This window comes from Pararhodobacter sp. (genome assembly GCF_034676545.1).
Lineage (GTDB): Bacteria > Pseudomonadota > Alphaproteobacteria > Rhodobacterales > Rhodobacteraceae > Pararhodobacter.
This window is the reverse complement of the sequence record NZ_JAUCBZ010000015.1, coordinates 326,697-339,497: the sequence shown is the minus strand read 5'-3', so window position 1 is coordinate 339,497 and position 12,801 is coordinate 326,697. Positions and strand designations below refer to the sequence as shown.

Genomic DNA, 12,801 nt, shown 5'->3' with positions numbered 1-12,801 from the left:
TTGATGTCGGGGGGGCGTTTGCAGAGACCAGTGAGCGCAGAGGGGCAGGGGTGGCGGGAAGGCGGAGGGTGGCGCAAAGGACGCCACCTTTGCGCCACCCCATATTTTATTGGGAATTTGGCATCGGAGAGGGAGGCGGCGGATAATGCGCAGGGGGCGGCCCTGTGGTCGACTTTTTCGCCAAAACGGCAAACACCTGCGAACAGCCGGATTTACACGTGATTGACCGGCATTGGCGGGCAAAGAGGGGGTGGCACCCGGCACGCCACCGCGCCACCCCCTGAATTTATTGGAAATTTACAAACCGGATGCGGTCAGGCGCGCTGATTTCAGCTCTTTTGGCACTGAGTCGCGGGAAATCGGGACCAAGTATCGAGTTGGCTGTCGCCCGCGTCCACTCCGCCCAGCGCTGAAACGCCTGTAAAGCAAGGGGTGGCGCAAAGGCCGCGACCTTTGCGCCACTCTCTGCCTCCCCGCCACTCACGTCCCCATGCTTGCCTTGCAGTCCAGGCGAAACCACGCCTCATGTCGGATGCAAGATAGGACGGAACCCATGCCCGAGCGCCAAAAGTTGACCGAGAAACTTCTCCGCGAGGTCGAACCCGCCGCCGGGCGAGACTATCAGATTTTTGACACGGACCTGCGCGGGTTCGCCGTCTGCATCTACCGTGGCGGTGGCCGCGCCTTCACGCTCGACTACCGTCATGCCGGCCGCCAGCGCCGGATGACTTTCGGCCGCTGGCCGGACTGGTCGGTCGCGGCAGCACGGGAGCGCGCCAAGGAACTGCGCCGCGAGATTGACGCCGGAGGTGACCCTCTGGCGGAGCGGGGGACAATGCGCGAGGCACCGCGCGTCGACGACCTCATTGAGCGCTACTGTGCCCAGCACCTGCCGAAACTGGCCGAACGCAATGCCGCCGATCAACGATCCGCGCTGGCAAAGATGGTGGCCCCAGTCTGGGGCCGAAAGCTGGTAACGGAGATCACGCCGACTGATGTCGACAAGCTGCTGACCAAAGTGGCTGAGGGCCGGGCGCGGCCCCATAAGGACAAGCCCAACAACCGGGCGCGCAAATTGCAGGGGGCGAAGTCCACGCCGGTGCGGGCCAACCGCATCGGGGAAATCTTGCGCAAGATGTTTACGCTGGCGATGGAGTGGGGCTGGTGCGAGGACAACCCTGCCCAGCGCTTCCACCGCCGCATTGAAACCCCGCGTGAGAGGTTTCTGTCCAAGGAGGAAATCGCCAGCCTTGCCGCCGCGCTGGATGCCGCCGAGGATCGGCGCGCTGCCGATATCATTCGGGTGTGTATGTTGACGGGCGCGCGGCTGGGCGAGGCGCGGCAGGCCCGGTTCGAGCAGTTCAACCTCGAGCACCTGAGTTGGTCGAAGCCGCCGACCATGACAAAACAGCGCCGCGTGCATCGTGTGCCGATCTCTGATGAGACTGCCGCCATTGTGCGTCAGCGCCAGCTTTTAGTGCCGAGCGGCACGCCGTGGCTCTTCCCGGGTGACACGCCGGGCCAGCCGGTTCAGGAAGTGCGCCGGTTCTGGGCGCAGATCCAAAAGCAGACGGGCTTGCTGGACGTGCACATCCACGATCTGCGCCATACGTTTGCATCGCTGCTGGTCAGTGGCGGGGCGTCGCTGGAAATGATCGGCAAGCTGCTGGGCCACAGCCAGACACAGACCACTTTGCGTTACGCACACTTGATGGACTCGCCATTGCGGGCGGGTGTTGACGCTGTGGCCAGTGCGTTCCGACCGAAGCCCCGACTGGTTCATGATGCGGAGGCACGGGGCGACAGGCATTCCGCGTGATCCGGCCCAGCGCGGAGGGGTCAGTAATGGCCCGGTTCGTCACGTCTCTTCCCGTCGCAACGCCTTCCACACTGGCGTAATCCTGCGCCGGATGCTGCGGCTGTCGGGGATCTTGGTGCCATCCGAGCGTTCGTCGAACCAGTCCTGCATTTCGGCGACCAGTTCTGACTGCGTGGCGGGAAGCCCGCTGTCATGAATACGCTGGATCAGGGCGACGTTCATGCCATCCCAATCGTAAGGGGATGAAACGCCGGGCCCAGTCGCGATCCGCCGCACCATGTCATGCTCGTCCTCGAAGGCATGAACCTCCTCGGCCAGGATCAGCATGTCTGCGATTGTCACCGGAATGCCGCCCGCTGGATCGGTGATCAGGAGCCAGTGATCCTGTCCTGCAGGTTGTATGCGCCGAATATTTCCTTCGGTCGGGCCCGTGCCGCAACGTCGGAAGAGCGGAAGCAGTTCCATGGGGGATAAAACCACTTTGCCAGAAACGATCTCGTCGCCACATCGGACGGGCGAGATTCCCGTGAGAATCCGGAACTTGCCGATTTCGGCCCATCCCGCGATATCCGCAATGTTGCAGCCCCAACGAGCTGACGTCTCGTGCAAAGAGAAAAATACGCGGGGTGGCAATGCCATTGCTAAAACATCCTCAAAAGAAACGAGGATTTGCTGTGCTCAAACCGCCTGCGGCCCGCGCCTTGACGGTGCGGGGTAAGTGATCGGACACAACGACATCTCGGGCGCTGAAACGCCTCTCGTCGCCTAAACGGATGTTCCGGTAGACCTGATTCGCTTTTGGTTGAAGCCTGCTCGCCTCTTGCGTGCAAACTGCATCGGGTTCCGATTCGAGGCAAGTGAGCGCCGCTCACGATCCTGTGGACAAGTGAAGATGAATCTGGTGGCGCGGTCGAGCAACTGGGAGATGGTCACGCTGACTGATGTCGCATCGGGCGGGAATGGTCGCTTGCTACGCTCGTTGTCTGTGTCCCCTGTACCGGCCTTCCTACCGTACGGTTGGCGGCTACGAGGATTGCGCCACTGCACTTTCTGGCATTCTGGTTTTCTGGCCCGACTGCACGCAGAGTACACAATGTAAACAAATAGCGCACTGGCCGAGCCGACAGTTAGGTCTGATCTTCCACAGGCTGACACGAGAGCCATGGAAACTTTTCCTTCGAACCGAGCCATGAAGGCGACGATGCTCGGGTCGACCTTCCTCCACTCTCAAAAGGACAATTCACGAGGTCGGAACAGCCGCGCCAGCCTCAAAGCTATTGCGGGATGCCCCTCATCTTCGCCGCTCGCTTGTTCTTTAGTGCCCAAAAGTCCGTGGCGCGAACAGGATAATCGCAGCGCCGATCAGGCAGATCACGCCTCCAGTTAGGTCCCATGTATCCGGGCGACGGCCTTCCACGGTCCAGAGCCAGAGCAGTGAGGCGGCGATGTAGACGCCACCATAAGCGGCATAGGCACGTCCGGCGAGATCCGAAGGGGCAAGCGTCAGGAGCCAGGCGAAGGCTGCAAGACTGGCCAGACCGGGAATGAGCCACAGCGCGCTTGCGCCGAGCCGCATCCAGCTCCACACCGCGAAGCAACCGGCGATTTCGGTCAGTGCAGCGGCAGCGTAGACTGCGACGAGGGTTCCTGGCAACGTCATGACGTCTCATCGCCTCTTGGATGGCGATGGTCGGTCGCACACAAGGAATGGTCGCCAAGGATCTCAATGACCCGGCAATCGGCGATCCGCCCGCCCGCGCATTGCACAATCATGCGCTCCAACTCCCCCTTCAAGGCCGTCAATCGTGCAAGGCGGCTTTCCACCTCGAGCAATTGCGCCTTGGCGATGGCATCTGCGGCGGCGCAGGGCTGGTCGGGATTGTCCGACAGGCTGAGCAGGTCACGGATTGCCTCGAGCGTGAAGCCGAGGTCACGCGCGTGTCGGATGAAGGCCAGCCGTTCCAATGCCTTCTGGCCATAAAGCCGCTGATTGCCCGAACTGCGTTCCGCCTCTGGTAAGAGCCCGATCTGTTCATAGTAACGGATGGTCGGAACCTTCACCCCGGCACTTGCACCCAACTTTCCGATGGTCAGCATCAATTTCCCCTTGAAGCTATAGTTACTAGAGACATTAGATATCTGATTCGATGAAGGCAATGACCCGTTGAAGAGGACTGCGATGACAAACCCTGAGAACGAAGCAACCTGCGACTGGACGGTCTCTGGGATGGATTGCGGATCCTGTGCCAGCAAGGTCAAGGACGCTGTCGGACGGCTACCCGGTGTCAGCGATGTCGAGGTGGGCCTGATGTCTGAACGCCTGCGCCTGAGGCTGGACGAAACGAAGACCGGTCGTGACAAGATCGAGGGTGTTGTAAAGTCTCTTGGCTACGGGATCGCGACACGCACTGCCGGAGCGAAGAAGGAATTCGTTCTGCCGGGTGCCGGGTCCGAGGAATCTCATGATCACGAACATGATCACTCGCCCAAGTCGTCTGTCAAATCCGATTCCGGCCACGGCAGTCCCGGCCATGTTCATGATGATCCTGCCGATAAGGGAAAAAGCTGGTATCAGACAGGCAAGGGCAGGCTGGTGATCTTCACGGCGATGCTTCTGGGGCTGGCTTGGATCGTGGAGTTCTTGACCCCGGCGCTTGGGGCTTGGCCTTTCATAGCGGCCTGCCTGATCGGTGTCGCACCCGTAGCCAGACGCGCTTTCGCCGCGCTGCGACTTGGCCAGCCTTTCAGCATTGAAAGCTTGATGACCGTGGCTGCGATTGGTGCGCTATTCATCGGTGCGGCCGAGGAAGCGGCGCTTGTCGTGTTCCTCTTTGCGGTAGGCGAGGTTCTGGAAGGCGTCGCCGCTGGCAAGGCGCGCGACGGCATTCGGGCGCTGGCCAATCTGGTGCCCAAGACAGCGCTGCTTGAGGTCGACGGCGTGACACGCGAAGTGCCTGCCGCCAGCTTGAGCGTTGGTCAGACGGTGCTGGTGCGCCCTGGTGACCGCGTTCCGGCGGATGGCGAGATCGCCGAAGGAATCTCGGGCGTCGACGACAGCCCGGTCACCGGCGAAAGCGTGCCAGTCACCAAAGGCCCCGGCGATAGCGTGTTTGCCGGATCCATCAACACCGAGGCCGCGTTGCGGGTAACCGTGACCAAGGCAGCCGAGGACAACACCATCGCCCGCATCATCCGATTGGTCGAGGACGCCGAAGAGGCACGCGCCCCAACCGAGCGGTTCATTGACCGGTTTAGTCGCTGGTACATGCCCGCCATCGTCTTAGTCGCCGCGCTGGTAGTGTTGGTGCCACCGCTGGCGTTCGGTCAGCCATGGGATACCTGGGTCTATCGTGGCTTGGCGCTATTGCTGATCGGATGCCCTTGTGCGCTGGTAATCTCGGTCCCGGCGTCCATCGCCTCGGCGCTGTCAACGGGTGCAAGGCGCGGGCTTTTGATGAAGGGCGGCGCGGTGATCGAGGCAGCGGCCAGCGTAAAGCAGGTGGCCTTTGATAAGACCGGTACGCTAACCCACGGGCGGCCCGTGGTAACAGATGTGGTCCCCTTTGGGACGACCTCCGAGGCCGAGCTTCTGGCCGTCGCCGCCGGTGTCGAAGCTGGGTCCAGCCACCCGCTTGCCATGGCGATCCTAAACAAGGCGCAGGATGAAGGCATTGCCCTGCTGCCGTCCAAAGACGCGAGGGTGTTGATCGGCAAGGGCGTCTCGGCCGAGGTGGACGGTGCACTTGCCTGGGTTGCGTCGCCGCGCCATGCTTCGGAAAACGGTGGACTGGATGACAAGGGCGTCCAGCAGGCAGCGGTTTTTGAGACCGAAGGCAAGACGGCTGTTGCGGTGTTCCGTGAGCACAAGCCATTGGGCCTGATTGCCATGCGCGATGAACCGCGCGCGGATGCCAGCGTGGCGGTTGCGCAGTTGAAGCGGCTTGGCGTCACCTCGGTCATGCTGACGGGCGACAACGCGCGGACCGCCGCCGCCATCGCGGGTGGGCTGGGCATGGAGTTCAAAGCCGACATGATGCCCGAGGACAAGCTGGACGCGATCAAAACCATGAACGCCAATGGCGGCGTGATGATGATTGGCGACGGCATCAACGATGCCCCGGCACTGAAACAGGCCAGCGTCGGCGTGGCGATGGGATCGGGCACTGACGTGGCGCTGGAAACCGCTGACGCAGCGATCCTGCGCGACAAGGTAACGGACATCCCCGCCACGATCCGGTTGGCCCGTGGGGCGATGGCCAATATCCGCCAGAACGTGACCATCGCGCTAGGGCTGAAAGCCGTGTTCCTTGTGACTTCGGTCTTTGGCCTCACCGGCCTATGGCTGGCGATCATGGCCGATACCGGCGCAACGGTTCTTGTCACGCTGAACGCCTTGCGGCTCTTGCGTTTCAATCCGGAAGGCGAGAGTTAAGAGATGATGCAATTCTCAACATTCTTGGAATGGGTTCCCTTCGTTGCAGGCGCCTATTTGCTGGTGCGTTCGGTTCGCGCAACGCTTGATCCCACCGCGCAATTGTGGCCCCCAAAGAACCGCAATGGCCCTGTATACGCGAAGTTCATCTGGCCGTTCAGGATCTTGTTTTGGGGCCTGATCGTTGTCTCGCTGCTGGTCATTCCAGAGGTCGCGCCTAGCCCCGGCATGCCAGGCTTCTGGATCGGTATTGTGCTGTTGATCCTCGGATTTGGGATCGCGGTGCATGCGACTCTGCAACTTGGCTGGAGCGTAGCCTTTGGCCAGGACGGGGCATTGCAAGAAGGCGGTTGGTTTCGGTTCAGTCGTAACCCCGTCTATGTCGCTACCTGGATGGGTCTCGCCGGTTGGGCAATCTTGTTGCCCAAAGCCCCGATTATGGCGGCCCTCGCCGTCTGGGCCGGGTTTTACATTTTCGCTGTTTTTCTCGAGGAGCGCGCTCTCGAGCGCAGCCACGGCGCCGAATTCGCCGCCTATAAATTAAGAACCGCGCGTTTTCTCGGATGGCCGCGCGTGGACGAAAGACAAGGATCCTGACATGAACACTTGGTTTGGCTGGGCGGCGCTTGCTGTTCTGCTCGCATATCTTGCGCTTTTCTACTGGGGCACTTATCGCGCCGCCAAGGCCGCTGGAAAGCAGGTCTGGCTCATCGGACAGTCTGGTGGTCACGACCGACTAGCCGCTCTGGGTTACCGTGCTGCCTTCTCCATGGCCCTCTTTGGACCGCTCGTCTGGATGACCCTACCTCTGTTGCAAAGACTAGACCCGCTTTGGACGGAAGGCCGCTTTCCTGTGTTCGGCACTCTGGGTATCACTCTCGCGGGTAGCGGTGCTCTGATTGCTGTGGTGGCACAGCTTTCGATGGGTGCCTCTTGGCGTGTGGGTGTCAAAGAAGGTGCTACCGGAGATCTCGTGTCAGGTGGTATCTTCAAGTTCAGCCGCAACCCGACCTTTGTCGGACAATTCTTACTGCTAATCGGTGTTGCCTTGGCTATCCCATCACTGCCAACGGCCGTGGCACCGCTGCTCTTTATCCGGTTGGCCTCTGCACAGGTCCGATCCGAAGAAACCGCACTGCGCGCGGCGATCGGGTCCGAATACGATGCCTATATGAGGTCCGTACCGCGATGGATCGGGCTGCCCCGAAAGGAGGCATCATGAAAACGCCCCTGATGCTGTTTGTGATCGCCGTCGCTGCGGTTGCCGATCAGGTGACTAAGGCTCTTGCATTGTCGCTGCTTTCGGCGGACATGCCCTTTTCGATTCTACCCGGCTTCAACCTCACGCTTGGCTTCAACGAAGGAGCGAGCTTCGGCATGTTGTCGGGCGTCATGTCTGGCAAGCCCTTGGTCATGGCCGGACTGACGGGCGTGTTGACGCTGGGTTTGGCTGTTGTGGCGTTTCGGTCGCGGCATCCCTTGGAGCGCGCGGGTTTTGCGCTGATCGTCGGCGGGTCGCTTGGCAATATCATTGACCGGGTGCGACAGGGGGCGGTGACCGACTTCCTTGATTTCTATTGGCGAGACTGGCACTGGCCGACGTTCAACCTTGCAGATATCGCAATTTTTCTGGGCGCAATGTGCATCATCGCAACGGCCATCCCCTTACGCAGCCGAAAGGGATCCGCCGATGACCAAACCTGAATCACAGGCACTTTCACGCGAAGACATTCTCCTCCTTGCCGCGTTTCTGATCGCGCTTGCAGCCACACTGGGTGCGCTGTTCATTGGCGAGGTGATGGGCCAGATGCCCTGTACCCTGTGCTGGTATCAGCGCATCGCGATGTTTCCACTTGTGCCGATCCTTGGTTTGTCGATGTGGCGCGGCGACGGCGTAGCACGACCTTACGCCGTACTGTTGACGCTCGCAGGTCTTGCATTGGCGGGGTGGCACGCGGGTCTTTATCTCGGGATCGTGCCCGAGGCGATCGTTCCCTGCACAGCAGATGGACCATCCTGCAGTGGCCCGTCGCAGATGATATTCGGGCTACCCATCCCTTATCTGTCGTTGGCTGCTTTTGCCGCGATTCTTACTTGCTTACTTGTACCGAAAGGAAATCAGACATGAATCGTCGTACTGTGTTGTTGGGGGCGTCGGCAATTGGGGCAGCAGCCTTTGGTGGCGGCTATGTATTCTTGTCTCGCCGACGCGAGGCCGAAGCTGAGGCCGCTGCTGCGGCCATCCCCCGTGCTGACCCGGCGCTTTTGATTCGCGCCTATTCGCCGAGTTTTGGACCGGTGGGCGCACCGGTCACGCTGGTGGAGTTTTTCGATCCGTCCTGTGAAGCCTGCCGCGCTTATCATCCGGTTGTCCAAGGAATCCGGCGACAGTTCCCGACGCAAGTACGGGTTGTATTGCGCTATACCATATTCCACGAGGGGTCGGATGAGGCGGTACGCATCCTCGAGGCCGCGCGGATGCAGGACGTTTTTGAACCCGTTCTGGATGCCTTGCTGGAGCAACAGCCGAACTGGGCCGTGCATGGCACGCCGAGGATGGATGTGGCTTGGAACATCGCGGGGGCTGCTGGCCTTGTTCTCCAGCGCGCGCAAAACGATCGGCTCTTTCCGGGAATCACTGGGACAATCAATCAAGACACAGCCGATGTCGAAGCATTGGGAATTCGCCAGACACCAACGTTCTACCTCGACGGACGGCGGATCGAGAATTTGAGTCGCGACAGCTTGATCGCCGAAGTCCGTCTCGCGGTCGAAAACGCCTGATCGGCGCTTAGGACCGGTCTGCAAAGTCAGCGAATAGGGCAAGCGTCCGTTCGCTGACGTGGTGCTCGATGCCTTCGGCATCGCGTTCCGCCGTCTCTGGGTCAAGTCCGAGGCTCAGGAGAAACCGCAGGACAATCTCGTGGCGGTGCCTGCATTCCTTGGCGAGCGCCCGGCCTTCCTCGGTCAAAAAGACTGAGCGGTATTTGGCGCGGGTTATCAGGCCATCCCGCGCCAGACGGCCGAGCGTTTTCGCGACTGTCGGCGCGGTCACACCCATTCGGGTCGCGATATCGACCGGCAGGGCCTCGCCGTTGTCGTGGATCAGTTCGGCGATCAGTTCGACATAGTCTTCCGCCACTTCGCTGCGACGCGCCTCGCGCACGCCGATGAATGCCTCTACGCGGGCTTCAACGGCACGTGCCTCGACTTCTTGTGGTGCTGTTTCAAGGTTCTGATCATTCGTCATGTCGTCACCCTCGCATGATCGGGATTGACTCGTAAAGTCTTAGCCTTGATTGTTAGCCTAAGCTAACTTTTTGCACCAGGGCTTTGGCCTGCGTTTCACCTGAAGGGACCACGCCTATGTCAGTCGATACCGGGAAGTGGGCGCGCGATACATCGCCCGCCGTGGAGAAAACGCGACCCACAGCGCCACCTGTCATAGGTGCGGAGCCAGTTTCGGCGTCGCGACGTGCGCTGTTGGTCGGCGGTTTGGCGGCTGCCAGCGGGGCAGCCGTGGCCGCGAGCCGCGCACAATCACAGGCGACGCAGGGCCCAATGGCGGGGCATGCCATGTCCGGCGGGGCGCCCGATCCGTATTCGGCCCATAGCAGTGGCATGGCGCACGGCAATATGACGATGGTCGGCCGCGTCGATCACGACCGGAACGGGTTCGACCCGATTTCCATGTTGACCGATTGGGATACTGGCCGCACCGAAATCCTTCCGGATGGCCGCACGTTGCGTACCTTCGAGGTCGAAGCCATCGACATGGAAATCGAGATCGCTCCCGGCGTGTTCTTTCCCGCCTGGACGTTCAACGGTCGCGTGCCCGGCCCCGCGCTGCGCGCAAAGGAAGGTGAGCGGCTGCGGATCATCTTTCGTAACCTCGGTTCACACCCACATTCCATGCACTTTCACGGCATTCATTCGGCGAGAATGGACGGAATTCAAGGCGCTGGATTGATCGACCCGGGCGAGGAGTTTGTCTACGAGTTCGATGCCAAGCCCTTCGGCTGTCATCTTTATCATTGCCACGCACTGCCGCTGAAACGGCATATGCACAAGGGCATGTACGGCCTGTTCGTGGTCGACCCCGATCCGGCCCGCCACCCCGAACACGCGTCTATTGCGGCGTCGCGCGTTCTCGGCAGTCCAGAAAACGCCGAGTGGCAGGAACTGGCAATGGTGATGAATGGCTTCGACACCAATTTCGATGGCGCCAACGAGGTCTATGCCGTCAACACGGTCGGTCAAGCTTACATGAACGAGCCGATCCGGATCGACAAGTCGCGCCCGGTACGCATTTATCTCATGAACGCGACCGAGTTCGACCCGATCAACTCGTTCCACCTGCACGGTAATTTCTTCGACTATTACGACACTGGCACCCAACTTACGCCCACCCTGCGTACGGTCGATGTGATCATGCAATGTCAGGCGCAACGCGGCATCCTCGAGTTCAGCTTCGCCGACCACGAGGATGGGCTGTACATGTTCCATGCCCACCAGGCCGAGTTCACCGAACTTGGTTGGATGGGCTTTTTCGACGTCCAGGAGGCGGGGGCATGACCGACCAAAGCCAAACCCGCCGCCCGCCACTGATCCGGCTGCTTCTGGTTCTCGTGCCACTGGCCGCCATGCTGGGTGCCTTTGTCTGGATTGCCTCGCTCGATCCCCTGCGCGGTTTTAACAACGGCGCTCCGCCGGTCGAGGCGTTGACGGTCGAACGGGCGATCCTAGACGGGTCGGGAATATCGCTGAGAGTGCGTGCTGGCGGATCGGATGCAATGGTGGTCGCGCAGGTTGCCGTGGATGATGCCTATTGGAGCTTCACGCAGGAACCGGCGGGGCCGATAGCCCGGGGCGACGCAGTCTGGTTGCGAATTCCCTATCCGTGGGTTCTTGGCGAGGCCCATCATGTCAACTTGTTGTCCAACTCCGGTGCGACCTTCGGGCACGAGATTGAGGTCGCTGTGTCGACGCCAAGTGCCACCTGGGGGCAACTTCGGCTCCAGGCGGTGATCGGGGCGATCGTCGGCCTTCTGCCAGTGGCGCTTGGCTTGATGTTCTATCCAGCCATGAAGGGAGTCGGTCGGCGCGGGATGAACTTTCTGCTGGCTCTGACGGTCGGGTTGCTGGCTTTCCTACTGATAGACACTATTTCCGAGGCGCTGGAGCTTTCTACAGAAGCGGCTGCGATTTTCCAGGGCTCCGCAATGGTCTGGCTGGCGGCGCTGGCAAGCTTTCTCTTGCTGATGGCGATAGGGCGTTGGCGCGGCAATCCGGAAGGCATCGCACTTGCGTTCTACATCGCCCTCGGCATCGGGCTTCACAACTTTGGCGAAGGGTTGGCGATTGGCGGTGCATTCGCCGCCGGATCAGCCGGGCTTGGCACCTTCCTTGTCCTCGGCTTTGCCCTGCACAATGTCACCGAGGGCATCGGCATCGCCGCCCCGATGCTTCGGGCCCGGCCTGCGCTCTGGACCTTCGCGGCCCTGACTCTGCTCGCCGGTGGCCCGGCGATCCTTGGAATGTGGGCGGGCAGCCTTGCCTACGCACCGCAATGGTCCGCGCTGGCGCTGGCCGTCGGGGCAGGTGCAATCTTGCAAGTCATGGTCGAAGTCAGCGCCTATCTTGTGCGACAGAACGCTGACAGGCAGGCGACGTTGATGTCACCGGCCGTCCTTGGAGGGTTCTTGGGTGGGGTCGCTTTCATGTACGCCACGGCAGCATTGATCAAGATTTGAGCCGGAGGTCGGTTGTCTCGGACTTAGGGGGCGGTCGACCGGCACCAGAAATCGGCCTGCGCGTCTACGGAGAGACGAAGATTTTCGCTGCCCCTATTTGGGCAGCCAAGTGGCTCATTCTTTCGTGAATTCGAAATGATGGGCTTGAAGCTAAAGCTGCTAGAGGGTTTAGGCCGAACAAGATACTTGGAATGTACAATCGAATGCGACTGACATATTTGCAGAAAATCCTCTGGGCTGCCGCCGCATTGGCCTCGCTGGCTTTTGGGGCTTGGCAGTTTGCGGGCGCCCGCGCGCCATCGGGCGTCGATGAAGCGCCCTTCCGCCCAACCTTTGCCCTTCCGGACGCGGAAGGGCAAATGCGAACGCCTGCCGACTTTGCGGGCAAATATCTTTTGGTGTTCTTCGGCTTCACCAATTGCCCGGACGTGTGCCCGACGACGCTTGCCGAAGTCGCACAGATCATGGACGACTTGGGTGCTCAATCCGTTGAGGTGCAACCTTTGTTCATCTCAATTGATCCTGAACGGGACCGGGCGCTTGGCCTTGCCGAATTCACTGCGGCATTCCATCCGTCCATCATCGGATTGGCCGGGGAAGGCGCGCAGACACGTGCGGCGGCCAACAGCTTCCACATATTTTTCGAACGTGAGGACGACGTCACAGCGCCGGACGGCTATTCCATGTCTCACAGTCCCGCGCTCTACCTGATCGGTCCGGACGGCGACTGGCTGCGCCAGTTCACGTACGGAACCCCCGCTGCAGAAATCCTTGACGACCTACAATCGAGATTGTGA

At 60.8% G+C, this 12,801-nt stretch carries 14 protein-coding genes; 10 read left to right on the top strand and 4 right to left on the bottom strand.

The window, feature by feature from the left end:
* Window positions 1-553 precede the first annotated feature (553 nt).
* Window positions 554-1,819, top strand: a complete 1,266-nt coding sequence (locus VDQ28_RS04990) for a tyrosine-type recombinase/integrase (RefSeq protein ID WP_323034889.1) — start codon at window positions 554-556, stop codon at window positions 1,817-1,819.
* 39 nt (window positions 1,820-1,858) lie between these two features.
* Here the strand turns inward: VDQ28_RS04990 and VDQ28_RS04985 are convergent, their stop codons facing one another.
* From VDQ28_RS04985 to VDQ28_RS04975, 3 genes are all read right to left on the bottom strand, one after another.
* On the bottom strand, window positions 1,859-2,458 hold the full coding sequence (locus tag VDQ28_RS04985; protein ID WP_323034888.1) for a hypothetical protein: 600 nt from the start codon (window positions 2,456-2,458) through the stop codon (window positions 1,859-1,861).
* Window positions 2,459-3,134: 676 nt separating this feature from the next.
* Window positions 3,135-3,479, bottom strand: a complete 345-nt coding sequence (locus VDQ28_RS04980; protein ID WP_323034887.1) for a YnfA family protein — start codon at window positions 3,477-3,479, stop codon at window positions 3,135-3,137.
* Window positions 3,476-3,916 (bottom strand): MerR family transcriptional regulator, encoded by a 441-nt coding sequence (locus VDQ28_RS04975; RefSeq protein WP_127110181.1) that lies wholly within the window; start codon window positions 3,914-3,916, stop codon window positions 3,476-3,478. The genes VDQ28_RS04980 and VDQ28_RS04975 overlap by 4 nt, the downstream gene beginning before the upstream one ends.
* Before the next feature lie 82 nt (window positions 3,917-3,998).
* On the opposite strand from VDQ28_RS04975, the gene VDQ28_RS04970 reads away from it, so the two are divergent.
* The 6 genes from VDQ28_RS04970 to VDQ28_RS04945 are packed head-to-tail and all read left to right on the top strand — an operon-like array spanning window position 3,999 to window position 9,035.
* Window positions 3,999-6,251, top strand: coding sequence for a heavy metal translocating P-type ATPase (locus tag VDQ28_RS04970; RefSeq protein ID WP_323034886.1), 2,253 nt, complete (start codon window positions 3,999-4,001; stop codon window positions 6,249-6,251).
* Between the two features lie 3 nt (window positions 6,252-6,254).
* The gene (locus VDQ28_RS04965) at window positions 6,255-6,848 is read left to right on the top strand and encodes a methyltransferase family protein (RefSeq protein WP_323034885.1); all 594 of its coding nucleotides are present in this window, start codon (window positions 6,255-6,257) and stop codon (window positions 6,846-6,848) included.
* A gap of 1 nt (window position 6,849) precedes the next feature.
* Entirely contained in the window at window positions 6,850-7,473 is a 624-nt protein-coding gene (locus tag VDQ28_RS04960) for an isoprenylcysteine carboxylmethyltransferase family protein (protein ID WP_323034884.1), read from the top strand.
* Window positions 7,470-7,955 (top strand): signal peptidase II, encoded by a 486-nt coding sequence (gene lspA, locus VDQ28_RS04955; protein ID WP_127110173.1) that lies wholly within the window; start codon window positions 7,470-7,472, stop codon window positions 7,953-7,955. The genes VDQ28_RS04960 and lspA overlap by 4 nt, the downstream gene beginning before the upstream one ends.
* A complete protein-coding gene (locus VDQ28_RS04950; RefSeq protein ID WP_323034883.1) occupies window positions 7,942-8,379 on the top strand; it encodes a disulfide bond formation protein B in 438 nt (145 codons plus the stop codon). Before lspA ends, VDQ28_RS04950 begins: the two co-directional genes overlap by 14 nt.
* Window positions 8,376-9,035 (top strand): DsbA family protein, encoded by a 660-nt coding sequence (locus VDQ28_RS04945; protein ID WP_323034882.1) that lies wholly within the window; start codon window positions 8,376-8,378, stop codon window positions 9,033-9,035. Before VDQ28_RS04950 ends, VDQ28_RS04945 begins: the two co-directional genes overlap by 4 nt.
* Before the next feature lie 7 nt (window positions 9,036-9,042).
* On the opposite strand, the gene mntR is transcribed toward VDQ28_RS04945, so the two are convergent.
* Window positions 9,043-9,501, bottom strand: a complete 459-nt coding sequence (gene mntR / locus VDQ28_RS04940; RefSeq protein WP_323034881.1) for a manganese-binding transcriptional regulator MntR — start codon at window positions 9,499-9,501, stop codon at window positions 9,043-9,045.
* Window positions 9,502-9,617: 116 nt separating this feature from the next.
* On the opposite strand from mntR, the gene VDQ28_RS04935 reads away from it, so the two are divergent.
* The 3 genes from VDQ28_RS04935 to VDQ28_RS04925 all read left to right on the top strand — a co-directional run bounded on the left by VDQ28_RS04935 (window position 9,618) and on the right by VDQ28_RS04925 (window position 12,801).
* Entirely contained in the window at window positions 9,618-10,826 is a 1,209-nt protein-coding gene (locus VDQ28_RS04935) for a multicopper oxidase domain-containing protein (RefSeq protein ID WP_246022529.1), read from the top strand.
* A complete protein-coding gene (locus VDQ28_RS04930; protein WP_323034880.1) occupies window positions 10,823-12,004 on the top strand; it encodes a metal transporter in 1,182 nt (393 codons plus the stop codon). Before VDQ28_RS04935 ends, VDQ28_RS04930 begins: the two co-directional genes overlap by 4 nt.
* A 191-nt stretch (window positions 12,005-12,195) precedes the next feature.
* Window positions 12,196-12,801 (top strand): SCO family protein, encoded by a 606-nt coding sequence (locus VDQ28_RS04925; protein WP_246022527.1) that lies wholly within the window; start codon window positions 12,196-12,198, stop codon window positions 12,799-12,801.